This is a genomic window from Pseudomonas libanensis (assembly GCF_001439685.1).
GTDB classification, from domain to species: domain Bacteria; phylum Pseudomonadota; class Gammaproteobacteria; order Pseudomonadales; family Pseudomonadaceae; genus Aquipseudomonas; species Aquipseudomonas libanensis.
Map to the genome: position 1 here is coordinate 339,582 of NZ_JYLH01000002.1, position 23,768 is coordinate 363,349.

The 23,768-nt window shown below is 60.3% G+C and carries 24 protein-coding genes; 11 read left to right on the top strand and 13 right to left on the bottom strand.

Translation table 11 applies throughout. The features are described from left to right. Positions 1 to 245 precede the first annotated feature (245 nt). The 6 genes from TU73_RS04150 (at position 246) to TU73_RS04175 (ending at position 4,900) form a co-directional block, all read left to right on the top strand. Entirely contained in the window at positions 246 to 674 is a 429-nt protein-coding gene (locus TU73_RS04150; protein ID WP_414860421.1) for a hypothetical protein, read from the top strand. After that, on the top strand, positions 674 to 1,225 hold the full coding sequence (locus TU73_RS04155; protein WP_057011116.1) for a hypothetical protein: 552 nt from the start codon (positions 674 to 676) through the stop codon (positions 1,223 to 1,225). Before TU73_RS04150 ends, TU73_RS04155 begins: the two co-directional genes overlap by 1 nt. A gap of 68 nt (positions 1,226 to 1,293) precedes the next feature. Next, positions 1,294 to 2,028: a hypothetical protein gene (locus tag TU73_RS04160; RefSeq protein WP_057011117.1), complete on the top strand. Its 735-nt coding sequence runs from the start codon at positions 1,294 to 1,296 to the stop codon at positions 2,026 to 2,028. A gap of 61 nt (positions 2,029 to 2,089) precedes the next feature. After that, positions 2,090 to 2,770: a C39 family peptidase gene (locus TU73_RS04165; protein ID WP_057011118.1), complete on the top strand. Its 681-nt coding sequence runs from the start codon at positions 2,090 to 2,092 to the stop codon at positions 2,768 to 2,770. 37 nt (positions 2,771 to 2,807) lie between these two features. After that, entirely contained in the window at positions 2,808 to 3,551 is a 744-nt protein-coding gene (locus tag TU73_RS04170; protein ID WP_057011119.1) for a hypothetical protein, read from the top strand. Between the two features lie 50 nt (positions 3,552 to 3,601). Next, positions 3,602 to 4,900 (top strand): coiled-coil domain-containing protein, encoded by a 1,299-nt coding sequence (locus tag TU73_RS04175; protein WP_057011120.1) that lies wholly within the window; start codon positions 3,602 to 3,604, stop codon positions 4,898 to 4,900. 229 nt (positions 4,901 to 5,129) lie between these two features. Here the strand turns inward: TU73_RS04175 and TU73_RS04180 are convergent, their stop codons facing one another. Further along, entirely contained in the window at positions 5,130 to 6,452 is a 1,323-nt protein-coding gene (locus tag TU73_RS04180) for a sigma-54 dependent transcriptional regulator (RefSeq protein WP_057011121.1), read from the bottom strand. A 334-nt stretch (positions 6,453 to 6,786) separates the two neighbouring features. Between TU73_RS04180 and TU73_RS04185 the strand changes: the two genes are divergently transcribed. Further along, positions 6,787 to 7,047, top strand: coding sequence for a hypothetical protein (locus tag TU73_RS04185; protein WP_043051608.1), 261 nt, complete (start codon positions 6,787 to 6,789; stop codon positions 7,045 to 7,047). Between the two features lie 65 nt (positions 7,048 to 7,112). On the opposite strand, the gene TU73_RS04190 is transcribed toward TU73_RS04185, so the two are convergent. The 3 genes from TU73_RS04190 to gnd are packed head-to-tail and all read right to left on the bottom strand — an operon-like array spanning position 7,113 to position 10,437. Continuing rightward, complete coding sequence (locus tag TU73_RS04190) at positions 7,113 to 7,937, bottom strand: Cof-type HAD-IIB family hydrolase (RefSeq protein ID WP_057011122.1); 825 nt, start codon at positions 7,935 to 7,937, stop codon at positions 7,113 to 7,115. Further along, positions 7,934 to 9,457: a glucose-6-phosphate dehydrogenase gene (gene zwf, locus TU73_RS04195; RefSeq protein WP_057011123.1), complete on the bottom strand. Its 1,524-nt coding sequence runs from the start codon at positions 9,455 to 9,457 to the stop codon at positions 7,934 to 7,936. The genes TU73_RS04190 and zwf overlap by 4 nt, the downstream gene beginning before the upstream one ends. Beyond that, positions 9,454 to 10,437, bottom strand: a complete 984-nt coding sequence (gnd, locus tag TU73_RS04200) for a phosphogluconate dehydrogenase (NAD(+)-dependent, decarboxylating) (RefSeq protein WP_057011124.1) — start codon at positions 10,435 to 10,437, stop codon at positions 9,454 to 9,456. Before gnd ends, zwf begins: the two co-directional genes overlap by 4 nt. Positions 10,438 to 10,696: 259 nt before the next feature. Here gnd and TU73_RS28910 point away from each other — a divergent pair, with 259 nt between their 5' ends. From TU73_RS28910 to TU73_RS04210, 3 genes are all read left to right on the top strand, one after another. Then, entirely contained in the window at positions 10,697 to 10,873 is a 177-nt protein-coding gene (locus tag TU73_RS28910) for a DUF6026 family protein (protein ID WP_156421197.1), read from the top strand. A gap of 158 nt (positions 10,874 to 11,031) precedes the next feature. Then, entirely contained in the window at positions 11,032 to 12,774 is a 1,743-nt protein-coding gene (locus TU73_RS04205) for a phosphoethanolamine transferase CptA (protein ID WP_057011125.1), read from the top strand. Positions 12,775 to 13,002: 228 nt separating this feature from the next. Beyond that, positions 13,003 to 13,215, top strand: a complete 213-nt coding sequence (locus tag TU73_RS04210) for a hypothetical protein (RefSeq protein ID WP_057011126.1) — start codon at positions 13,003 to 13,005, stop codon at positions 13,213 to 13,215. 101 nt (positions 13,216 to 13,316) lie between these two features. Here TU73_RS04210 and TU73_RS04215 read toward each other — a convergent pair whose 3' ends face one another. The 8 genes from TU73_RS04215 to TU73_RS04250 all read right to left on the bottom strand — a co-directional run bounded on the left by TU73_RS04215 (position 13,317) and on the right by TU73_RS04250 (position 21,955). Then, the gene (locus TU73_RS04215) at positions 13,317 to 13,808 is read right to left on the bottom strand and encodes a GNAT family N-acetyltransferase (RefSeq protein WP_057011127.1); all 492 of its coding nucleotides are present in this window, start codon (positions 13,806 to 13,808) and stop codon (positions 13,317 to 13,319) included. A gap of 165 nt (positions 13,809 to 13,973) precedes the next feature. Then, positions 13,974 to 15,080 carry a cell division protein ZapE gene (zapE, locus tag TU73_RS04220; RefSeq protein ID WP_057011128.1) on the bottom strand — a complete coding sequence of 369 codons (1,107 nt, stop codon included), beginning with the start codon at positions 15,078 to 15,080 and terminating at the stop codon, positions 13,974 to 13,976. A 374-nt stretch (positions 15,081 to 15,454) separates the two neighbouring features. Beyond that, positions 15,455 to 18,112: an aminopeptidase N gene (gene pepN / locus TU73_RS04225; RefSeq protein WP_057011129.1), complete on the bottom strand. Its 2,658-nt coding sequence runs from the start codon at positions 18,110 to 18,112 to the stop codon at positions 15,455 to 15,457. A 13-nt stretch (positions 18,113 to 18,125) separates the two neighbouring features. Then, positions 18,126 to 18,956, bottom strand: coding sequence for a DUF2797 domain-containing protein (locus TU73_RS04230; RefSeq protein WP_057011130.1), 831 nt, complete (start codon positions 18,954 to 18,956; stop codon positions 18,126 to 18,128). Next, positions 18,953 to 19,213 carry a YeaC family protein gene (locus TU73_RS04235; protein ID WP_043051201.1) on the bottom strand — a complete coding sequence of 87 codons (261 nt, stop codon included), beginning with the start codon at positions 19,211 to 19,213 and terminating at the stop codon, positions 18,953 to 18,955. Before TU73_RS04235 ends, TU73_RS04230 begins: the two co-directional genes overlap by 4 nt. A 14-nt stretch (positions 19,214 to 19,227) precedes the next feature. Then, on the bottom strand, positions 19,228 to 20,097 hold the full coding sequence (locus TU73_RS04240) for a rhomboid family intramembrane serine protease (RefSeq protein ID WP_057011131.1): 870 nt from the start codon (positions 20,095 to 20,097) through the stop codon (positions 19,228 to 19,230). Next, positions 20,094 to 21,068 (bottom strand): metallophosphoesterase, encoded by a 975-nt coding sequence (locus TU73_RS04245; RefSeq protein ID WP_162276334.1) that lies wholly within the window; start codon positions 21,066 to 21,068, stop codon positions 20,094 to 20,096. The genes TU73_RS04240 and TU73_RS04245 overlap by 4 nt, the downstream gene beginning before the upstream one ends. After that, positions 21,065 to 21,955 (bottom strand): NAD(+) kinase, encoded by an 891-nt coding sequence (locus TU73_RS04250; RefSeq protein WP_003217892.1) that lies wholly within the window; start codon positions 21,953 to 21,955, stop codon positions 21,065 to 21,067. The genes TU73_RS04245 and TU73_RS04250 overlap by 4 nt, the downstream gene beginning before the upstream one ends. A gap of 146 nt (positions 21,956 to 22,101) precedes the next feature. Here TU73_RS04250 and TU73_RS04255 point away from each other — a divergent pair, with 146 nt between their 5' ends. Continuing rightward, on the top strand, positions 22,102 to 23,049 hold the full coding sequence (locus TU73_RS04255; RefSeq protein WP_057011133.1) for a DUF1853 family protein: 948 nt from the start codon (positions 22,102 to 22,104) through the stop codon (positions 23,047 to 23,049). A 113-nt stretch (positions 23,050 to 23,162) separates the two neighbouring features. Here TU73_RS04255 and TU73_RS04260 read toward each other — a convergent pair whose 3' ends face one another. Beyond that, on the bottom strand, positions 23,163 to 23,765 hold the full coding sequence (locus tag TU73_RS04260) for a vWA domain-containing protein (RefSeq protein ID WP_057011322.1): 603 nt from the start codon (positions 23,763 to 23,765) through the stop codon (positions 23,163 to 23,165). Between the last annotated feature and the right edge of the window lie 3 nt (positions 23,766 to 23,768).

Genomic DNA, 23,768 nt, shown 5'->3' on the forward strand with positions numbered 1-23,768 from the left:
TTTGTCATGGGCGGTGTTACATCGCTGAGACAGTGCGAGGTGAGGATGGGCCTGTCTCAAGCGCCCGGGGAGTGTTTCAACGTTGAAACAGCGTTGCCATCACTTTGCCTGGCTTTAAACATAACCCTCTGTAAATCAACAAAAAATCAAAAGCGGCACGGCTTCTGCTCTCTCCCTGACAACGCTGTTTAGGGTCAGCGTGAAGCATAAGGACTGCCGCCGTGAACACACTTGCTCAAGGTTCGATGACCGCACTGCTGGTCTGCTGTGTACTCAGCGCCGGTATCAGTATTGCGAGCTTTGCCGGTGACGGCGTTATCGTCACGGGTCGTAATGTGCAGGGTCATATGGTCGGCCGCCCGGCATTCGGCCCCGACCCCTACCCCACTACCGCCAACGCCAACCCCAGCAAAGAGATCATCAACGCCCTGTCCGGCGAACTCAGCGACGCGGATATTGGCGGCATCAGCAGCGGCGCAAGCCTCGCCCGTTCCACCCAGCCCAATGCCAGTTTGTCTGGCCTTGGCACCACACAGCACGGCATGTCGACACTGGGTACTGGCGCAGCCGCCGGCCATGGTGCGGGCAGCAGCATGGGCGGGCAGATCAGCGACTCGATCCAGCGCGGCATGGCCCCCTTGAACAACCTCGGCAACATGCTGGGGGGCAAGTGATGAATCGCGCCCTGTTGATTTTCGCCCTGCTGGGCAGCGCCTCGGCCATGGCCGACAACTCCGCGGTGATCAACAACAGCGGCCAGCAGTACGAAGGTGTGCTGTCGATCAACCAGGCAGCCGGCACCCGGCAACAAACGATCAACAGCCGCGCCATTGCGCTCGATGGCCAGGCCACCACCGTCGACATCCAGAACCTCAATGGCAGGGTCGACCCAGCCCTGAACGCCAAGGCGGCGATCCAGGGCACTTCTTTTACCAATGGCAACGGTGTGCTGGGCATCAACCAGTCGGCCGGGGCCAATAACCAATCGATCAATGCGGTGCGGATCAGCCTCAACCCTGGCCCGCAAAGCATCGATGACAGCGTCCTGTTGCAACAGAACACGACGACGCTGGCAACTGACTCAGGGCTCACCCCCACCACTGGCAGCCGCCAGGTCGTTACCAGCGACCAGGCCTTCACCGGCAGCCGGGGTGTGATTCAGGTGAACCAGAGTGCCGGGGTGGGGAACCGAGTGGCTAACACCCTGGGCATCACTATCAAGTGACCGCTTGATAGACGTTCGTTAGGCCGTACCAACACTTAACCAACTAATCAGAAGCAAGGAGAAACACCATGAAACCTCAAATGGCGCTCAAACCACTGGTTTTCGCTCTCGCCGCACTCATGGCTGCTGCTGCTCAAGCGGGTGGCTGGCATCCAGCTCCTCAACCCACCGGCACTGTTGCCGCTGTCGTCACTGATGTACAAAAAAGCGAACACAACAAATTCGACGACACCAACACCGAAAACAACGCCTCGGCCGATAACTCGGTCAACAGCAACAGCGGTAACGTCGGGGTCAACGTGCAATCAGGTTCCGGCAACCAGGCTGACAACGCCGGCGCCATTTCCAGTGCCAAAGGCGACTTCGCCACCGTGTTTGCCGTGATCGATGTCGACCAAGGCAGCTCGCATAACAACTTCGTCAACAAAGGCACACAAAACAACGCCTCTGTGGACGACTCCATCACCGGCAACTCCGGCAACGTGGGTTACAACGGCCAGGCCGGCCAGGGCAACCAGGGTAAAAACAACCTGGCCATCACCACCGCTGACGGCAAGAACATCGCAGCGGCTTCCAACACCGAGCAGAACTCGCTCAACAACAGCTACCTGAACACGGCCGCCAGCAGCCATGGTTATGGCAAGCCTCAGTACGTGTCCAACAACGCAAGCCTCGACAACTCGGTTAACCGCAACTCCGGCAACGTAGGCGTCAACCTGCAATCCGGTTCGGGCAACCAAGGCAGCAACAGCCTGGCGATCGGCCAAGGTTGCAGCGTCTGCAGCAGCGGCGTGCGCTTCTGATCCAACGGGGCCTTGGCAACAAGGCCCTTTCTTATTCCAGTGTCCAGCAGGTGATCCGATCATGCGCCTCGCGACTCTCACCCTCCTGATGTTGCTCACCGGCACCACCTGGGCAGGCACCATGGCGATCTCCGCCATGCCCGGCGGCGCGGTGATCTACAAGAAGGTCGAGAGCATCCGTGAGCGCCGCTTCGCCAACCTGGTGGAACAGAAAACCGATTTCAGCTGCGGTGCGGCGGCGCTCGCCACCATCTTGCGCCAGGCGTATTGGCTGGATGTCGACGAAGCCCACATCATCAAAGGCATGCTGGTCACTGCCGACCAGGACCTGGTGCGAACCCAGGGCTTTTCCATGCTGGACATGAAGCGCTACCTCGAAAGCATCGGCATGCGTGCCCGGGGCTACAAGATTGCGCCGGATACCTTGCTGACCGTGAAGATCCCCGTGGTGGTGCTGCTGGAAATCCGTGGCTACAAGCACTTCGTGGTGATGCAGCGGGCCGACAAGGACTGGGTGTATATCGGCGACCCGGTGCTGGGCCACAAGCGCTATTCCCGTGACGATTTCGTCAAAGGCTGGAATGGCATTGTCTTCGCCGTACTGGGTGAAGGTTACGACAAGGCCAATGTCTTGCTCGACCCGCCCCTGCCGCTGACCGCCAAGAGCCAGATGAATGAGTTCAGGCCGGTGGGCGATGCAGAGCTGATGGATTTCGGTTTTATCCAGAGCGACTTCTTCTAGAAGCGCAATAAGGGGCAGGACGCCCCAGGAGCCGCAGATGAACACTTGCCGTTGGCTGACGCTGTTGTGCGTGGCAGCCTCAATGCCCGCTTATGCGTCATCGGGGTTCAAGCCCATCGAACTCAAGGACGCGGAAATGGCCGAGCTGCGTGGCCGGTATGTAATGCCGGGGCGCATCATCAGCTTCGGCATCGTCATGAGCAGCACTTGGACCAATGCCGTCGGTGACAGCATCACCGGCACGGCCAACATGCAGATCGACAAGACCACTATCACCCCGCAGTTCTATGTGCAAACCACCGGTTCGGCCGGCACCGGCACGCCTCCAACTACCGGCACCGGTAACGTGGTCGGGGGGGCGGGCCTGGGCAGCGGCCAGGGCGTGACCCAAAGTGTGCGCACGGCCGGCGATGGCAACACCGCCTACAACAACGTCGGCATCAATGTCGAGAACGGCGTTACCCCCGCCAATAACCTCCAATCCGGGCAGGTACTGGTGGCCGGCGGTACCGTGAGCGGTGACAGCGCAGCGGGCCGCGTCAGCGTATCGGCCAACAATGGCGGCGTGCAGATGGCGATCCAGGCCAACCACAACCAAGGCAGCAGCCTGCAGCAGATCGGTGGCGGCAACGTGCTGCAGGGTACGGTGCTGACCGGCAATACCAACCTTGTCAGAAATATCACTCAGATCAACGTGGTGATGAACAATAACGGCCTGAATAACGCCGCGTTGAATTGCAATTTGGATCAGCTCAAAGGCCTACGCATGCTCGGTTATTGAACTACGCTGACCCTTCGACACTTACGCATTAGTAAAGGACGGCTTATTTCATGCATCGATCGTTATCGCTACGTGCGGTGGTTTGTTTAAGTACGCTCTTGCCCGCATCGCTGTTGTATGCCGCGCCAGACGCCGATATCGAAACCCTGAAGAGGGAACTCCTGGAACTCAAGCAACGTTATGACGTGCAGCAAAAAGCCTTGGCTGTGCTGGAACAACGGGTGCGCCAGGTAGAGGATCAACCGGCGACGCCGGCCCCCAGGCGTCTGGCCAAGTCACCTGCCGACTTCAAGAATGGCGGTAACGCTGTCGCGACCACGGGGACTGGAGCCGCAGCCGCCTCGGGTGGTGCAGGCAGTTCCTACGGCCAATCCCTCAAGGACGATTCGGCCCCCGCGCAAAGTGTGAGCAACCTCTACAACGAGGCCAGTGGCTTCTTCGGCAATGGCAAGTTCAGCGTTGAAACCGGCATCACCTATGCCCGTTATGACGCGCGCCAATTGACCCTCAATGGCTTCCTCGCACTGGACTCGATCTTCCTCGGCAACATCAACCTGGACCGGATCAAGTCCGACAGCTGGACCCTGGACCTCACCGGGCGCTACAACGTTGACAACCGTTGGCAGTTCGACCTGAACGTACCGGTGGTGTACCGCGACTCGACCTACCAGTCGGCCGGCGCCGGCAACGACGCCACCGCCACCTCGGAAGGCTCGGTGACCCGCGACCCGACCATTGGCGATGTCAACTTTGGCGTGGCCTACAAGTTCCTCGACGAAACCCCGACCTTGCCGGATGCGGTGGTATCTGTACGGGTCAAGGCGCCCACGGGTAAAGAGCCTTTCGGCATCAAGCTGGTCAGGCAACCCAATAACGACAACCTCTATCTGCCGGAAAGCCTGCCAACAGGCAACGGGGTCTGGTCGGTCACCCCAGGCATTTCTCTGGTCAAGACCTTCGACCCGGCAGTGTTGTTTGGCTCGCTGTCGTATACCCACAACTTTGAAGATTCGTTTGACGATATCAGCAGCGACGTCAACCAGAAGGTCGGCGGTAAAGTCCGCCTGGGCGACAGCTTCCAGTTCGGCGTCGGCGTAGCCTTCGCGCTCAACGAAAAAATGAGCATGTCGTTCTCGGTCTCCGACCTGGTGCAGCGCAAGAGCAAGCTCAAGCCGGACGGCGGCGACTGGCAATCGGTGGTCTCCAGCGATGCCAATGCCGGTTACTTCAACGTGGGCATGACCATTGCCGCGTCGGATAATTTGACCATCGTGCCGAACCTGGCGATTGGCATGACCGATGATGCGCCGGACTTCACGTTCAGCCTGAAATTCCCGTATTACTTCTGATTGGTTTGCCCGCAGGCGGTGTGTCAGTTGCTGCATCTGTGACTGCACTACCGCCTTCGCAGGCAAGCCAGCTCCCACATTGGCCCATGTATTGCCCACAGAATCAACGCCTGGCACAAATCCCCTGTGGGAGCGTGGAGTGTCAGGTAGACAGGCGTCAGCTTTCAGGCCGTAACGGGAACAAGCGCCCTCCCACAAACTCATTGCGCAGCCTTTGGGTTTATCCGCCCTAGCGGATCTGGTGTTTGTGCAGCAACCGGTAGAACGTCGGCCGGGAAATCCCCAGCACACGGGCGGCGACACTCAGGTTGTCGCTGTGCCGGTTGAGCACATCGCACAGCGCCTGGCGTTCGGCGCGATGCTTGTAGTCTTCCAGTGTCGCCATCGGTGCCGAAAGGGCCTGTTGGCCTTGCAAGCCCAGATCAACGGCTTCGATCTGGCGCCCTTCGGCCAACACCAGGCCGCGGCGCACGCGGTTGGCCAGTTCCCGCACATTGCCCGGCCAAGGGTGTTGCCCCATCGCTACCAGCGCGTCCTCGCTGAAACTGCGCGGGCGCCGACCGGTTTCCCGGCTATAGAAACGCGAAAAGTGGTTGGCCAGCATCGCCACGTCGCCATGGCGCTCGCGCAAAGGCGCAGTGACCACTTGCAGGACATTCAGGCGGTAATACAGGTCTTCGCGAAAGGTGCCCTTCTCCACCGCAGCTTCGAGGTCGACATGGGTCGCGGCAAGCACCCGCACATCCACCGGGATCGGCTGACTGCCGCCGACGCGCTCGATGTGTTTTTCCTGCAGGAAACGCAAAAGGTTGGCTTGCAGCTCCAGCGGTAGGTCACCGATTTCATCCAGGAACAGCGTGCCACCGTTGGCGGCCTCAATACGCCCCACCTTGCGCTGATGAGCGCCGGTGAACGCGCCTTTTTCATGGCCGAACAGCTCGGATTGGATCAGGTGTTCAGGGATAGCGCCGCAATTGATTGCCACGAACGGTTTAGCGTGCCGTTGGGATTGCCGATGCAAGGTCTTGGCCACCAGTTCTTTACCGGTGCCGCTGTCGCCGCGGATCAACACAGGGGATTCAGTGGGGGCCAACTTGGCCAACAATTTGCGCAGTTCACGAATGGGGCGACTGTCGCCCAACAGCTCGTGGGGCTCATCCACAGGCGCGTAACCCTTGCCACGCAGGCGCGCCATGCCGAACGCACGGCCGATGGTCACCTGGACTCGGGACACATCGAACGGCAAGGTATGAAAGTCGAAGAACCATTCACAGACAAAATCACCGACGTTCTGCAGGCGTAGTACATCCTGGCTGAGGACAGCAATCCACTCGGTGCCGCTGCGGCCAATTAATTCCTTGACCGCTTCAGGGCGCTCCAGATGGCTGGGCTGCAAGCGCAGCAGGCCCACGTCGCAGGAGCGCTCACCTACCGCCTGCAAGGCACAACTGTCCACTTCCCAGCCGGCGGTGCGCAAGCCGGGCAATAAGTCGTGGCAGTCGCCACAGGGGTCGACCACCAGCAAGCGACGTTGGACGGGTGTCACAAGCATGACGACTCCTTGGCGCCAGTTTTATTAAAGTTATTAAGAAACAAGGGTTTGTGGCGCGTGGCTGTAACCCTAGCAAGATATTGACGCCTGGCTTGTACCATTTCGCTATAAGTGCGGGCAAAAAGCCATGTAGCTCTCACAAGTTGCTGGCGGTCGAAACTTTCATTCGGCTTTCAAAACAGGCATTTAGATGATGTTAATCAGGGAAAGTTAAAATTTCTTGCTCTAGCATGTGACCCGCACCCCATCATCGTGCATCAGTACAAGTAACCCACCGCACGGTCAGCCCAACCGCCGGTACTCACTTGAATGGGCATACAGAGAGAAGACCCAAATGAACGCTCCGCTGCGCATCAACGAAGCTCTTTTGATTGCAGACCGTGCCTTCCAACCCTTCCAGTGCGTGGCCTGGCACGATGGCAATGGCGCCCTCAGCCTGAGCGTCATCGACCGTACCAATACCCGTATCGGCAGCAAACAGCTGTCATCGAAGACTTATACCGATCCAGCGCAATTGGAAAACCTGTTGTTGCAGGCCCGCGCCGAGCTCGATAAAGATGGCTACCAGTTGCAGCACTGGGCAATGCCGAAGTAATTCACTACAACAACTTCCAGCCCTTGGGAAACACAGGCTGGAAGTTGTGCAGCGAGACTTCAGATTTAACGTGCCGCGAGAATAAACCGTTCGAACGCCTCGGCAGCGCCGTCGTCGATATTGCTGCCGGTCACCACATTGGCCTGGCGTTTGACGGTTTCTTCGGCCTGGCCCATGGCAATGGACAAACCGGCTACATGAAACATCGCCGGATCGTTGCCGCCGTCGCCGATGGCGGCGGTCTGTTCAAGCGGCACCCCAAGGTGCGCGGCCAGGGTTTTCAAGGCTTCGCCCTTGTTGGCCAGCATCGCCGTCACGTCCAGGTACACCGGTTGCGAACGTGACACCTGGGCCAACCCTTGCACCTTCGGCTGCAATTGCGCCTCCAGCTCCACCAGCAACTGTGTGTTATTGCTCGCGGCGACGATCTTGTCGACCCGATCCAGGTAGGGCTCGAAACTTTCCACTACCACCGGCCCATACCCCAGACCGTCGGCTTCGCGCTGCACCATGGGCCCGGGCGGATCACGGCGCAGCCAGTCGCCGTCGGCGAACACCCAGACTTCCACGTCCGGCTCGGCCGAAAACAGCGCCAATGTCACTAACGCCGCTTCCGCCGGCAGGTGGTGGGCCACCAGGATGCTGCCATCCGGGTTGATCAAGGTACCGCCGTTGAATCCCGCCACCGGCACGTCGATACCGAAGGTCTCGATCAGGTGCAACATGGCCTTGGGCGGACGCCCGCTGGCCAGGCTGAAAAGCACCCCGGTTTCACGCATCGCACGAATCGCGTCGGCAGTACGCTGACTGAGGCTGTGGTCGGGATGCAATAAGGTCCCGTCCACATCGCTGAGAACAAATCGGATGGGGTGGATCGCCGCATCACTCATCCGAGGCTATGCCAGGCGCGACCATCACGGGCCAGCAACGCATCGGCCGCCGCAGGGCCGTCTTCACCGGCCTTGTACGCCTGGATGCCGTCATCTTCCTTCCATGCATCGAGGAACGGCTGCACCGCACGCCAACCGTTCTCGATATTGTCGGCACGCTGGAACAAGGTCTGGTCGCCGGTCATGCAGTCGTAGATGAGGGTTTCGTAGCCTGTCGACGGTTGCATCTCGAAGAAGTCCTTGTAGTCAAAACCCAGCTCGATATTGGCCATCTCCAGGGTCGGCCCAGGCTTCTTGGCCAGCAGGTCGAACCACATGCCTTCGTTCGGCTGGATCTGGATCTTCAGGTAGGTGGGCTTGAGCTCATCGACTTCGGTGTCGCGGAACTGCGCATAGGGCGCGTGCTTGAAGCAGATCACGATCTCAGTATCGCGAATGCTCATGCGTTTACCGGTGCGCAGGTAGAACGGCACGCCAACCCAGCGCCAGTTGTCGATCATCACCTTGAGGGCGACAAAGGTCTCGGTGCTGCTGTCGGGTGCAACGTTGGCTTCCTCGCGATAGCCTGGCAGCGCCTTGCCGGCGATTTCGCCGGCGGTGTACTGGCCGCGAACCGAGTTGGCCCGGGCATCCTCCAAAGACCAGGGGCGGATGGCACCGACCACCTTGGCCTTCTCGCCACGCACCGCATCGGCGCCAAAGGCGGCCGGCGGTTCCATGGCGACCATCGCCAGCAACTGGAACAGGTGATTGGGCACCATGTCGCGCAGGGTGCCGGTTTTCTCGAAGAAATTGCCCCGGGTTTCCACGCCGACCGTTTCGGCGGCGGTGATTTGCACGTGGTCGATGTAGTGGTTGTTCCAGAACGCTTCGAACAGCACGTTGGAGAAACGGCTGATGAGGATGTTCTGCACCGTTTCCTTGCCCAGGTAATGGTCGATGCGGTAGATCTGCTTCTCGCTCATCACCTTGAGCAGGCACGCATTCAGCGCCTCGGCGGTAGCCAGGTCGGAGCCGAACGGCTTTTCGATGACCACGCGGCGAAAGCCCTCCTCCGTTTCGTTCAGCAAGCCGGCGCTGCCCAGGCGCTGCACCACTTCACTGAAGAAGCGCGGTGCCGTGGCCAGGTAGAACACCGCGTTGGCGGTGCCGCTGTCAGCGATCTTCTGCGCAATATCCCCATAGGTGCTGTCGTCGAGGAAGTCGCCCTCGACGTAGCTGATACCCTTGGCCAATTTTGCCCACATCGCCGGGTCCAGGGCATTTTCGGCATTGCCGCGGACTTTGCTGGCGGCCTCGGTGCGAATGAAGTCCTCAAGCTTCTTGGCGAAGTCGGCATCGCTGATGGCGTTGTGATCAACGCCGACAATGCGCAAGCCATCGCCCAGCAGCCCGTCGCGGCTCAGGTTATACAGCGCCGGCATGAGCAGGCGCTTGACCAGGTCGCCATGGGCGCCAAACAGAAACAGGGTGGTGGGGGGTGCAGGTTCGGCCTTGGGTTTCTTGCCGTTGGCGGTCATTTTTTTGAAGTCTCCACATGGCCGCCAAAGCCGAAGCGCATGGCAGACAGCATTTTGTCACCGTAGGTGCTCTGCTGGCGGGAACGGAAACGCGCAAACAACGACGTCGACAGCACCGGTACCGGCACCGCCTGTTCCATGGCCGCTTCGATGGTCCAGCGACCTTCACCGCTGTCGGCCACGGAACCTGAGTAGCCATCGAGCTTCGGATCGGTGGCCAGGGCGTCGGCGGTCAGGTCCAGCAGCCAGGACGACACCACGCTGCCACGGCGCCAGACTTCGGCGATATCGGCAACGTTGAGGTCGAAACGCTGGTCTTCCGGCAGGTTTTCCGAGTTCTTGGTCTTGAGGATGTCAAAACCTTCGGCAAACGCCTGCATCATTCCGTACTCGATGCCATTATGGATCATCTTGACGAAGTGACCGGAGCCCGCTGGGCCTGCATGGATATAACCGTGCTCGGCACGCGGGTCGGCAGACGGCGAACGGTCCTTGGTGCGCGGGATGTTGCCCATACCCGGCGCCAGGCTCTTGAAGATCGGGTCAAGGCGCTGCACCGTCTCGACGTCGCCGCCGATCATCATGCAGTAGCCACGTTCCAGACCCCAGACGCCACCCGAAGTGCCGACGTCGACGTAGTGCAGGCCCTTTTCCGCCAGGGCCTTGGCGCGACGCACGTCGTCCTTGTAGTTGGTGTTGCCGCCGTCGATGATCACATCACCGTCTTCGAGCAACTCACTCAGCGCATTGATGGTGTCTTCAGTGGGCGCGCCCGCCGGCAACATTACCCACACAGCACGGGGCTTTTGCAGGCCGGCCACCAGGGCTTTCAAGTCGGCGACGCCAGTAGCGCCCTCCTCGCTCAGGCCTTTGACAAAGGCTTCGTTACGGTCGTATACAACGGTGGTATGCCCATTGAGCATCAGGCGCCGCGCAATGTTACCGCCCATGCGGCCTAGTCCGATAATCCCCAGTTGCATGTGCTGATGCTCCTAACTGCTAAAAAATGTGTGCCATAGTTTATAGCGCAATGAGGCTAATGAGGGTTAGTCCAGAGCGGATCCGTGTAGTTTCATGACAAAAAAATTGCCATCGTTTCACCATCACCCCCGAAAAAGTCACACGACCGCGAAAAATAAAAAAGTTCCCTTGTCTCGCAAAAGAATTCAAACTTGCTCCCGACTGTTGCTGGAAACCTGTTCCGGCACCGCGATCTACCGGCTATTTGCGAGGTAAGCAATGAGCACAGCACAGATGACCCGCCCGCCACAGACCCTCTATGTCAGCATCCGTCGCGATGAATTGCGTCAGTTGAAAGACGAGCGTGATCAGTTGCAGCAGGAAGTCCTGCGCCTGCGCCTGCACCTTCAAGCCCAGCTGGAGCAAGCTTCTGATGCCAAGCCCTTACTCTGCTGAGCAGGTGCCTGCGCGCGCTGTAAGGTAATACCTACAGAAAACTCACAAAGTTTTCACATTCCACTCCCGATACTCCCGTTCCGCGATGCCGCTCACTTCCTGGGCGGCCCGATGTCGCGCGCCTGTTGCGCGACAATCATTCTCTGATGGGGCGCTGGATGGCGATGTTCAAACGCAGCACGACGACTGCGAAAGGCTTTGATTGGGCCGGCCTTGGCTGGTTATTTCTGTTTTTCTGGTATTTCTCGGGTATTACCCAACTGTTAATCCAACTGACCGGCACCTCCGGCTTCAGTGGTTTCCGCCAAGCCTTCTTCATGAGTGCGCTGTGGCTGGCGCCAATGTTGCTGTTCCCGCGTCGTACGCGCCTGCTTGCCGCACTGATCGGCGTGGTGCTGTGGGCCTGCTCCATGGCGAGCCTGGGTTATTTCTTCATTTACCAGCAGGAATTTTCCCAGAGCGTCATCTTCATCATGTTCGAATCGAACATCTCTGAAGCCGGCGAATACGCGACCCAATATTTTGCCTGGTGGATCGTACTGGCATTTATTGCCCACACCGCCTTCGCCATTTTCCTCTGGACACGCCTGCGCCCTGTTTACCTGCCGCGCGGCCAGTCGATCGTGGCAGCGGTGGCCATCGTCCTGGCTGTTGTGGGCTACCCGCTGGTCAAGCAGATCGCTACCAGCGAAACCATGGAATTGGCCATCGACCGTTTCGAGACCCGTATCGAACCGGCCGTGCCTTGGCAGATGATCGTCGCCTACCGTCGCTACACCGAACAGCTGGACAATATGCAAGGCATGCTGAACAGTGCCAGCCAGATCCCGCCATTGAAGAACCTCAAGGACAGCATGGCCGGCCAGCCGTCCACCCTGGTACTGGTGATCGGCGAGTCCACCAACCGCCAACGCATGAGCCTCTACGGTTACCCGCGCAATACCACGCCAGAGCTGGACAAGCTGCGCGACCAACTGGCCGTGTTCGACAATGTCATCACCCCGCGCCCCTACACTATTGAAGCGCTGCAACAGGTGCTGACCTTTGCCGACGAAGAAAACCCGGACCTGTACCTCAAGACGCCGTCGATCGTCAGCGTAATGAAGCAGGCCGGCTACAAGACCTTCTGGATCACCAACCAGCAGACCATGACCAAACGCAACACCATGCTCACGACCTTTTCCGAACAGGCCGACGAACAGGTGTACTTGAATAACAACCGCAACCAGAACGCCCGTCAGTATGACGGCGATGTGCTGGCGCCGTTCTCCAAGGCCCTGGCCGATACCGCTGAGCGCAAGTTCATCGTGGTGCACCTGCTGGGCACTCACATGAGCTATCAGTACCGCTACCCGCCGACCTTCGACAAGTTCACCGACCGCCAGGGCGTGCCCGCGGGTGTCAGCGATGCGCAGTTGCCGACGTACAACAGCTATGACAACGCCGTGCTGTACAACGACTTCGTGGTCTCCAGCCTGATCAAGGACTACGCCAAGACCGACCCCAATGGTTTCCTGTTGTACCTCTCGGACCATGGCGAAGATGTGTTCGATTCTGCCGGCCACGACACCCTGGGCCGCAACGAAGGCAAGCCGACTGCGCCGATGTACACCATCCCGTTCATGGCCTACGCCTCACCGAAGTGGCGCGAAAGCCACGACTGGAGCTTCGCCGGCGACCTGCAGCGGCCTTACAGCAGCTCGCAGCTGATTCACACCTGGGCCGACATGGCCGGCTTGAGTTTTGACGAGCTGGACCATAGCAAGAGCCTGGTCAGCGACAGCTTCAAGCCACGCCCCTTGCTGATCGGCAACCCTTACGAAACCAAGCAGAAGGCGTTGATCGACTTCAGCCTGATCAAGCCGAAGAAGGCCGATAGCAGTGAAGTGGTGTTGAAGTAATCCTGGGCTCGGCGACAGAACAATACAATCATTCTCGTTCGAGCCTGAAGTTCTTCATCCCCTTGCTTATTTGTACCCTGCCCTGCCCAGTGCCTGCGAAGTTAACAAAACTGTTAACTTCGCAGGCACTTTGCGTTAACTCCCACTTAATAAGATACGGCCATAGTCGCTCCATGCTTCTGATCAAGGAACGGCCAGACACTTATCACTCTTAATGGGAATACCGCGATGAAACTCTCGACCTTGATGCTTGCCAGCCTGATGACACTGACTTCCGCCGCCGCTTTCGCAGAAGGCGGTTCAGAGCGTTCGAAGGAGTTCTACCAGAACTTCAGCTTCATTCAGCAACAAACCCATGGCGCAGCTGAACAGCGAATGGCCTCCGCCGACGGCAAAACCTTGAAGGTCGACACCGTCAACGAAGAACAACCGAACAGTTGATTTAATGTTTATTTAATCCGCAACACCCTGCGCCACTCCGCTCCGTTGGCAAAGGTGTATTGGGCGCCAATTAACGGCGCCCTTTTTTCGCTTGGCCTTTATTAAAGCGACTTGCTCCAGAACAACATACGCCCATGCTTCGGATCAAATACTGAATCATCGAAACCAAACTTTCGGTAGGCCGACTGTGCCAGCTCATTACCTTCAAGCACTTCCAGGGTGATCTTGCAGCAGCCGCGCTGCCGAGCGATTTCCTCGACCTTCTGCAGCATTTTCTGACTCAACCCCAAGCCACGAAACCTATCCATCACCACCACGTCGTGGACATTGACCAGCGGGCGGCAGGCAAAGGTTGAGAAACCTTCAAAACAGTTGACCAACCCCGCCGGTTCGCCACCGACAAACGCCAGGACGCTGAACGCGTGTGGGCGCTTGGCCAACTCGGCAGGCAGCTGCTGCAAGAGATCGGCCGGCAAGGTGTGGCCGCCGCCCATCGAATCTTCAGCATAATGATTGAGCAACAGGCCAATGGCATCGGCATGCACGGCGTTGGTGTAGCTGGCTTGCAGCACCAGGATGTCTGGGGTGTCCATTTCCTTCCTCGATAACGACAACCAGGGATTCGTTTCCCTTTGAGAGCTGCGATTGTAAGCGCGGAGTCGACAACAGATGAAGGAGATTAACTACAAATGCCCGACAGAAATCGCGAAGGTTGAACGCATCAAAACCTGCAAACATCCCTGAAACGGCGAATTTTCCTAGACGGCGAAGCGTTGCAACTGCATCGCCTGCAAACGGCTCAGGGTGCGACGGAAAGGAAACTCCAGGTAGCCTTCGGTGTAAAGGCTCTCCAATGGCACTGCGGCGTCGATAAAGAGCGGCACCTTGCGGTCGTAGCATTCGTCCACCAACGCGATAAAGCGTCGCACGCTGTCATCGTGTACCGACAGCTGCGGCAATTCGCGATCCCCCGCCTCCACACGTTCGACACCGTCCTCGGTGCCACGGGCAATCCGCCCGGCACGCTTTTGTGCGCTGAGGTTGGGCACGTCGCCCAGCAGGATGGCCTGGTAGCGATCACACAGCAGCATAAAGTCCATGGCGGCCAGGGGCTGTTCGCACAGCTCGGCATAGCGGCACCAGAGCACCCTGTCACTGGCCTGTACCGCCACGATAGAACGGTGACCTACGCTCACTGCCCCGCTGACCACACGCTGCCCCAGGCTTAATTGCTTGAACACCGCAGCCATTGCAGCCGGCTGGTTCACCCAGTAACGCTGCAGGCCCGCTCCGGGATGCAAGCGATGGTCCTCGCCGCCGTCCACTGCCACCACCTGCATGTGCCGCTGGAGTGCAACGATGCCCGGCAGGAAACGCTCGCGATTGAACCCATCGGCGTATAGCTGATCGGGCGGCTGGTTGGAGGTGCACACCATCACCATGCCCTCCTCAAACATCACCTGGAACAGGCGACCAAGGATGATCGCGTCACCAATGTCATTCACAAACAGCTCATCGAAGCACAGCACCCGCACCTCCCGACTCAACTCCCGGGCCAACGCCTGCAACGGATCCTGGGTTCCCGTGAGCTGGAACAAACGTTGGTGAACCCACCCCATGAAGTGATGAAAATGCTGGCGTCGTGCGCGAATACGCAGGCTTTGGTAGAACTGGTCCATCAGCCAGGTCTTGCCGCGGCCTACCGGCCCCCACAGGTAAACCCCGGTCACCGGCGAGCGGCCTTGGTGCAGTGCCGCATGGCAGGTTTGCAGGGCTTGCACCGCCAAGCGCTGGGCGTCGTCGGAAACGAAACCTTGCTGGGCGATGGCGTGTTGGTAAGCGGCGAGCGGCGAGTCGAAAGTCATGCCCGCCAGTATGACTTACGCGCAGATATCCAGCCGTGAAATCTTCGTTGTTTGCCCCAAAGGGCCGGGAGCAACGTTAATAGCCGAGTGGTGGGGCAAGTGCGTTTTGGTGGTTACTTTTGCGCTTTTTAAAAGTGACCCGCTGTAAAAGCGGAACCCTAAGTGGCCGTTACCGCAGGAATGGATATGTACTCGGTCTGATCCAACATCTTGGTCGGCTGTCAGGCCGCCATCGGGGGCAAGCCCCCTCCCACATTTGGATCGCGGGGCATCCGTTAGTTAGCGTTCGGCTGTCAGGCCCCAGCGGAACCAAGCCCCCCTACATTTGGATTGAAGACCACCCGCGCAATAGCCGCCGGCGGCCCCCCCCCTACTTACGCCAGGCTTTTACTGACCACCTCAAACACATCACTGGACAGCTCGCCGGACGCCAGAATGCGCTCCAGTTCCGCTTTCATCAGCGCCTGCCGCGCGCTGTCGTATTTGCGCCAGCGCGTCAGCGGCGCCAGTTGGCGCGAAGCGATCTGAGGGTTCAGGGTGTTGAGCTGGATCACCAGGTCCGCCAGGAAGCGATAACCCGAGCCGTCCGCCGCATGGAAGTTGATCAGGTTCTGCCCGGCAAATGCACCGATCAGCGCACGCACCTTGTTCGGGTTCTTGATGGTGAACGCCGGATGCTCCATCAGCGCCTTGACCCGCGCCAACCCGCCCGGCAAGGTGCTGCCGGCCTGGACGCTGAACCACTGGTCCATCACCAACGGGTTGTCCTTGAAATTCTCGGCAAACACCGCCAGGGCCTGGGCTTTTTCCGCCTCGAACGGCGAGTTCACCAGTACCGCCAGGGCGGTCAGGCGCTCTGTCATGTTGTCGGCAGTATCGAACTGATCCAGAGTGGCCGCGAGTACTTGCGGCTTGCCGCTGAGCATCAGGTACGACAACGTGATGTTTTGCAGGGCGCGACGGGCAAAGTGCTCGGCCTCCGCCACGTACGGCGTCTGCCTGGACAGGTCGCGATTGGCCTGGTAACGCAGCCACAATCCTTCGAACAGGTTGTCGGCCAATTGCTTGCGGGCATACTCACGGGCGGCGTGAATGGCATCCACATCCGCCACGTCGCTGATTTCCGCCAGGTAGGCTTCGCTCGGCAGCGAGAGCATTTCCGCGACCATGGCCTGGTCCAGGCTTTCATCGCTCAAAACCGTGCGCAGCGCGTCGATCAGGCGCTGATCCAGCTTCAGCGGCTGACCCGCCTGATGCTGCCCGATCAGTTCCTGCAGCACCTGCACCGACAGTTGCTGGCCGGCATCCCAACGGTTGAAACCGTCGCTGTCGTGCTGCATCAGGAACATCAGTTGGTCGCGGTCGTAAGGGAAGCTCAGCTTCACCGGCGCCGAGAAGCCACGCAGCAGCGAAGGCAGAGGTTTTTCGGCGATGTCGACGAAGGTGAAGGTCTGCTCGGCTTCAGTCACGGAGATCACCCGGGACGTGCCGCCAGCCGTCGCCTCACCGGCCAGGCGCAAGGCAATACCTGCGCCCTGCCCGTCCAGCAAACCAAGTGCCACCGGAATCACGAACGGCAGCTTCTCGACCTTGTCCGGAGTAGCCGGGCAGCTCTGGCGGAAAGTCAGGCTATAGGCCCTGGCCGCAGCGTCATACGACTCGCTGACCGCCAGACGTGGCGTACCGGCCTGGCTGTACCAGCGTTTGAACTGGCTGAGGTCGGCACCATTGGCGTCTTCCATGGCCTTGATGAAGTCATCGCAGGTCACGGCCTGGCCGTCGTGGCGTTCGAAGTACAGGTCGCTGCCTTTGCGGAAACCGTCGGCGCCGAGCAAGGTATGGAGCATGCCGACTACTTCCGAGCCCTTTTCGTACACGGTCAGGGTGTAGAAGTTGGAAATCTCGATAAAGCTGTCCGGGCGCACCGCGTGGGCCATGGGGCCGGCGTCTTCGGCGAACTGGTGGGTACGCAGGTAGGCCACGTCCTGGATGCGCTTGACCGTGGCCGAGTTCATGTCGGCGGAGAAGCCCGAGTCACGGAACACGGTGAAGCCTTCCTTGAGCGACAGCTGGAACCAGTCGCGGCAGGTCACGCGGTTGCCCGACCAGTTATGGAAGTACTCGTGGGCGACGATGGCCTCGACCCGCTGGTGAGCGGCGTCGGTGGCGGTTTCGGCGCGAGCCAGCACGGCGCTGGAGTTGAAGATATTGAGGCCCTTGTTCTCCATGGCGCCCATGTTGAAGTCGTTGACCGCCACGATCATGAAGATGTCGAGGTCGTACTCGCGGCCGTAGGTTTCTTCGTCCCAGCGCATGGATTTTTTCAGGCTGGTCATGGCGTGCTGGCATTTGTCGATGTTTTCCGGTTCGACGTAGATGCGCAGCGCCACTTCACGGTTGGTCATGGTGGTGAAGCTGTCTTCCACGCACCACAGGTCACCGGCCACCAGCGCGAACAGATAGGCTGGCTTTTTGAACGGGTCTTCCCAGGTCGCCCAATGCCGGCCGTCTTCGCCAGGGCCGCTGGCAATCGGGTTGCCGTTGGACAGCAACACCGGGTAGCTGTGCTGCTCAGCGATCACTGTGGTGGTGAAGACGCTCATCACGTCCGGGCGGTCGAGGTAGTAAGTGATCTTGCGGAAGCCTTCGGCTTCGCACTGGGTGCAGAACATGCTGCCGGATTTGTACAGCCCTTCGAGGGCAGTGTTGGTTTCCGGGTGGATCTTGACGGTGGTGTCGAGGGTGAACGTTGCACTCTTGGGCTGCACGGTCAGGTGGCTGTCGGTCAGCTGGTAGTCAGCGTCCGTCAGCTCCTGGTCAGCCAGGTTGACACTCAATAGCTCAAGCTGCTGGCCGTCCAGCACCAACGGCGGCAGGCCGGCGCCGCGCTCGGGGTTGCGGCGCATCACCAATTGCGCGTGGACCAGGCTGTGGTCCTCGAACAACTCGAAGGTCAGGTGCGTCTCGTCGATCAGGTAGTCCGGCGCCTGATAGTCCTTAAGGTAGATCATCTTCGGTTGTTCGGTGCGCATGCTTGGGATCCTTCTACTGATGCACGGCGAGCTGGTAGGCCGTGTATTTACGAATATTGATAACGCCGGTATCGAAGATCAGGTATTGGCCCTTGATCCCCAGCAGCGTGCCTTCGGCAATCGGGTTCTTGTCCAGGTTGAAGCTGACGATCTTGGTCGGATACTGCTCGACCGGGTAGCGGATTTCAATCGGCTCGATGTCGGCAATGGTTTGGATGGCTTGCAGGCCAAAGCGTTCCTGCAAACCCAGCAAGCCTTCGGCGCAGGAAGCAAACAGCTTGTCGCGCACTTGCTTGAGGTCCACCGCTGCCGCGTCGCCCTTGAGCAGGGCGCGCCAGTTGGTCTTGTCGGCGACCTGGCTGCGGAACAGGTCTTCGACGAAGCCGGACTGCTGGCGCGTGGCGACACGCATGATCGGCAGCGCCTGGCTGGCGCCCTGGTCGAGCCAGCGAGTGGGCAATTGGGTGGCGCGGGTGATGCCGACCTTGATCCCCGACGAATTGGCCAGGTACACCACGTGGTCCGTCATGCAGAACGTTTCGCCCCAGCCGGGATCACGGCAGGTGCCGGCGTCGTAATGGCAGCGCTCGGGGCTCATGATGCACAGGTCGCACTGGGCCAGCTTGGTCATGCACGGGTAGCAATAGCCCTGGCTGAAGCTGGTCTTGGTCTTGCGCCCGCAATGACTGCAATGAATGGCGCCGAGATACTCCAGGCGCACGTGGGTGCCGATCAAGGGGTTGACCGGCACCTCGACATCGCCCAGGCGAAAGGCGTATTGAACGGTCGGCTCACCGAGTTGCGCCGACATTTTGCTGACTGCACCGCGACCAATCTCAATCAATGGATCGCATCCGACTTGAACAGGATATTCGGCACCGGCGCCGACTTGGAGGCGCATTCCTGCGGGCCCATGTAGCCGGTGCGCTGCTCTTCGGGCAGGTTCTGGATTTCCCAGGCGATCACCGCCTGCAAGGACAGCTCGCGCTGCTCGGCGGTGAGCTTGCGGCCGTCAGACCATTTGCCGATTTCCACGGCGAGCTTGAGGCTCTCGTAGATGTCCGGAGTGATGTTTTCGATCATTGCAGCAAAAGAGGACATAAGGCTCTTCCTTATCAAATAGACGCTTTGCGACGGTTGTACAAACCACCGAGCAAACCCGTCAGGCAACCGATGACCAAGCCGCCCACATGGGCCGCGTTGGCGATTTCGCCGAAGCCGATCATCGAGACCAGCCCCGACAGGCAGAGCAGCAGCCACACCAGCATCATCACCAGCACCCCACGGGGCAGGCGATAGGCGGGGTTGGGTGACAATAATTGAAAGATCCAGCAGTGCCCGAGCAGGCCATACAGCACGCCGGACAAACCGCCAAACAGGCCGGGCCCGCCATAGGCATATTGAGCGTAGTTGGAGACCAGGCTGAACAACAGGGTCAGGCCCAGCAGGTTGATACTGCCCTGGCGCGCTTCAATGCGCCGGCCCAGCTCCCAGTACCACATGCCGTTCATGGCCAGGTGCAGGATGCCGAAGTGAATCAGCATCGGCGTGACCAGGCGCCACCACTGCCCCGAAGCCAGCGTGTCGGCAAGCGGCGTGAACTGGATGTACTCGCCCAGCACCCGGAACGGCAGGAAGGTCAGCCAGGCCATGGCTTGCAGGTTTTCGCCGAGCAGGGTCACGGCGCCAACGATAAGGCTGGCCAGCAGCACCAGCGCAGTGACCGGGCTATGGCGTACTTGCTGGACAAAGCCTGGCCGAGCAACCGGTGCCTGCTCGGGAATATCCAACTGCTGGTCCGGGTCGCCGGCGGGGAAGCGCTGATACAACACGCGCACGTCATCACTGATGGTTTCGGGCACCCACAACACTTGCTCGCCCGCCTCTTCACTGACGCGATGGGGCACTTGCATGCGTTGCAGCAACTTGACGAAACCACCCAGGTCGACGCTCAGGGGCAAGCGCAATACAGCTACGGTACTCATGGAATGGCCTCTGGTCGCTCAACGTCGACCCATACGAATTTACGCGGATCCAGCTGGGTTTCCTGGTCCAGTCGATACGCTACCAGCTTGCCGTACAGCACCGCGCTGTAGTCCAGGCAGGCCAGGTTCGGGCGGATCGGCGCCGGTTTGCCGCTGCGCCAGTAGTGACCGACGAACAACAGCGGCTCATCGACCCCGTAGCGCAGCAACGAGTTCTTTTGCTTGGAAGACAACGGCGTACGCGCCACCGGCTCCGGCAAAGCGTCGGGCTGGAACACGATGTCGCCGTAGGTCTTGGGGTCGTCTTCCCAGAACTTGGTGCGAAAGAACGAGCGCGTCAGGCCATCGCCACCGGTCAAGGTCAAGCCGTCGGGCAGGCGCATATCGGTGCCGCGCAGCAGCCGGTCGAAGGCGTTGCAGGCAAAACTGCCCGGCACGGCGGCGGCCTGCAGGAAGTGCTGGTCGATACAGCCATCCGGGAAGGTCGCGCGCAGCGGCTGGATAAAGCCGTCGTCCCAGCATGCGTGCACCACGCGGAAACGCCCGGCATCGACAAACAGCGGCATGTCGTAGAACCAGCCGAGGAAGTCGTGCCAGTCGGCCGGGTGGTGTTCGAACTGGGTCAGGGTCTCTTGGATCAAGCGCGCATGCCGTGGGTTGTGCTCGCGCACGAACTGCTTGCCGCTGCCAGGTGGCGCCGGGGTGGTCCAGCCCAGCGCGTTGAACTCATGGTTGCCCATGATGCACAGCGCCTGGCCGGCCTCGGTCATATCGTGGACGATATGCAGCGCCTCGCGGATACGCGGGCCACGGTCGATGATATCGCCGAGGAACACCGCCATGCGGGACGGATGGCGCCAGGTGCCGCCCTGCTTGTGGTAACCCAATTGGTCGAGCAAGTGCTCAAGGGTATGAGCGCAACCGTGCACGTCACCAATCAGGTCGTAGCTACGCGCGGGATCGAGCATCAGTCGCCTCCACCCCCCAAGCGGCTGCCCCAGCCCAACTTGGTACGGCACACTTCGTAGTAGTTGTGATCCAGCGGGTGGATCAACCGCAACTTCTGTGCCTTCTTGCTCACGGTGATGGTGTCACCGGGGGCGCAGGTGAAATGGTTCTGCCCGTCGCAGGAGACTTGCGGGTAAATCTGCATGTCTTTGGACACCACGATTTTCAACTCACTGTTGCCATCGACCACAATCGGTCTGCTGGACAACATATGGGGGTACATCGGCACGATCACAATGGCATCGAGCTTGGGATGCATGATCGGGCCGCCAGCCGACAGCGCGTAGGCGGTCGAACCGGTAGGCGTGGCGACGATCAGGCCGTCGGCCTTCTGGCTGCACACGAACTGGCCGTCGATGTACAACTCGAATTCGATCATCCGCGTGGACTTGCCCGGGTGCAGCACCACATCGTTGAGGGCATCGCCCTGGCCAATGGCCTCGCCATGGCGGCGCACTTCGGCTTGCAGCAGGAAGCGGTTCTCCACCAGGTAATGGCCGTCGAGCACCTTGGCCACTTCGACTTCCAGCTCATCGGGGCGGATATCGGTCAGAAACCCCAGGCTGCCGCGGTTGATCCCCAGCACCGGCACGTTATGCCGCGCCAGCGCACGCGCGGCGCCGAGCAAACTGCCATCGCCGCCGACCACAATGACCATGTCGCAGACTTCGCCGAGCATCTTGCGCGACGAGGTTTGCAGGCCGTGGCCCGGGAGGATTTCAGCGATGGTGTCTTCGAGGATCACATGCAGGTGGCGCTCGAGCAGAAACTTCTTCAGTCGGCGGACGGTGTCCAACACCTGGGTACTGCCCAGGCGACCGATAATGCCGATATTGCGAAATTGCTCCATGGGGCTCCTGCGGGGTGTGGGGTGCGGCCAAAAAGAACGATTATGGGCGAAAGGCCGTCTCAGGCAAAATCCTTTGTCGCCGCAGAGCCTTGATGACAATGGTTCTCAGGCACCTTGCGCACGTCTGAAAAGGCTATGCTCGGACCATGACAGTGTTCCCTGACTTGCACGCCCTGCCCCGTCAATTGCGCCACCCCGAGGTGCGCGACCTGGCGTGGGTGATACTCGCCCCGCCGATGCTGGCGCAGACGCCATGGCCGCAGCGCCATCCGTTGGCCGGCAGTGACTGGGTGCAGGCGCCCCACTTGCTCGAAGCCTGGCTGCGTCAACTGGACAGCGACAGCAGTGCCTTACAGCAGTGGCTGAGCCTGTCACGCACGCGGCGCCTGGGCCTCTACTACGAACGCTTGTGGCAGTTCGCGGTGCAGCAGGCACCGGGCGTGGAGTTGATGGCCGCCAACCTGCCGATCCGCCGCGCCGGGCATACCCTGGGCGAGCTGGACATGCTGCTGCGCGACCGCTATGGCGTGCACCACCTGGAACTGGCGATCAAGCTCTACCTGGGTCCCCAGGACGGCGATGGCCAGGATACCGCGCAGTGGCTCGGCCCGGGCTGCCATGACCGGCTCGACCGCAAGCTCGCTCATCTGGCCCAGCACCAACTGCCGATCTCGGCGCGGGCAGAGAGCCGCGAAGCCTTGGCGGCGCTGGATATCCAACGGTTCGATGCGCATTTGTGGCTGGGCGGTTATCTGCTCTACCCCTGGCCCGGCGCGGCGCAATCCCCCCTTGGCGCTCACCCCCAGCATTTGCGTGGGCGCTGGTTGCATCAACGCGACTGGACAGACTTTGTCAGCACCCGCCCAGCGGGCCGCTGGCAACCCCTGCCCCGCCATGCCTGGCTGGCGCCGGCGCATTACCCGGCGCACGAGGTGTGGAGTGAAGAGCAGATGCAGCGTTGGCTGGCAGATCTGGACCCGATGGCCCCAGCGCAGTTACTGGTGCGGATGGTGCCCAGCGGTGAGGAGTGGGAAGAAGCGGAGCGGTTGTTTCTAGTGGCGGATCTTTGGCCGAAGGTGCCGGGGACAGGCTGAATACCTGGGATGTGTTTGAGGGCCTCTTCGCAGGCAAGCCAGCTCCCACATTTTGACCGCGCCGCCTATCCCATGTGGGAGCTGGCTTGCCTGCGAAAGCGATAGCCCAGACGCTATAGCTTATCGATGTGCTGATACTCCAACTGCAACCCCAGCGCCAACTCCTGAGCCCGCCCCAACCTGATCGGCCCACGCTCGATGTCAATCAACATGCCTGGGCACTCCAATCGCGGCAGCGCGCCAATCGCCTTGAGCCGCCCATCAGTCACCACCAGCAACTTCTGTTGCTCGGCGGGATAGCGCTTGCGCCGTGCCGCCAACCAATGCCCCGACTCGGTCAGCGCAGCCAGCAACGGCGTCCCCCCGCCCGCCCCCAATTGTTCCAACCAATCGACCAAGCCTTTCGCCGCCTTCAGGCCTTGCACCTGCCATTTCGGCGATTGCCCGCTGGCCGTCAATAACGCCATGCGCGCCCGTTGGCGATAAGCATCGTCAAACAGCTGGGCCAGCAGCCCCTTGGCATCGGTCAACGCTCGATGGCGCCGCGTGGATGCCGAGGCATCGACAATCACCAGCCACAGTTCAGGAGCCGACCGGCTACGCAAGTGGAACAGCAGGTCCTCACGGCATTGCGGCCGCCCACCCAGCAACGTGCCCGGCCAATTGATCGCCCCGCGCTGTGCGCTGCGCGTCTTGCCCTGCCTGCCGTTGTCCAGTCG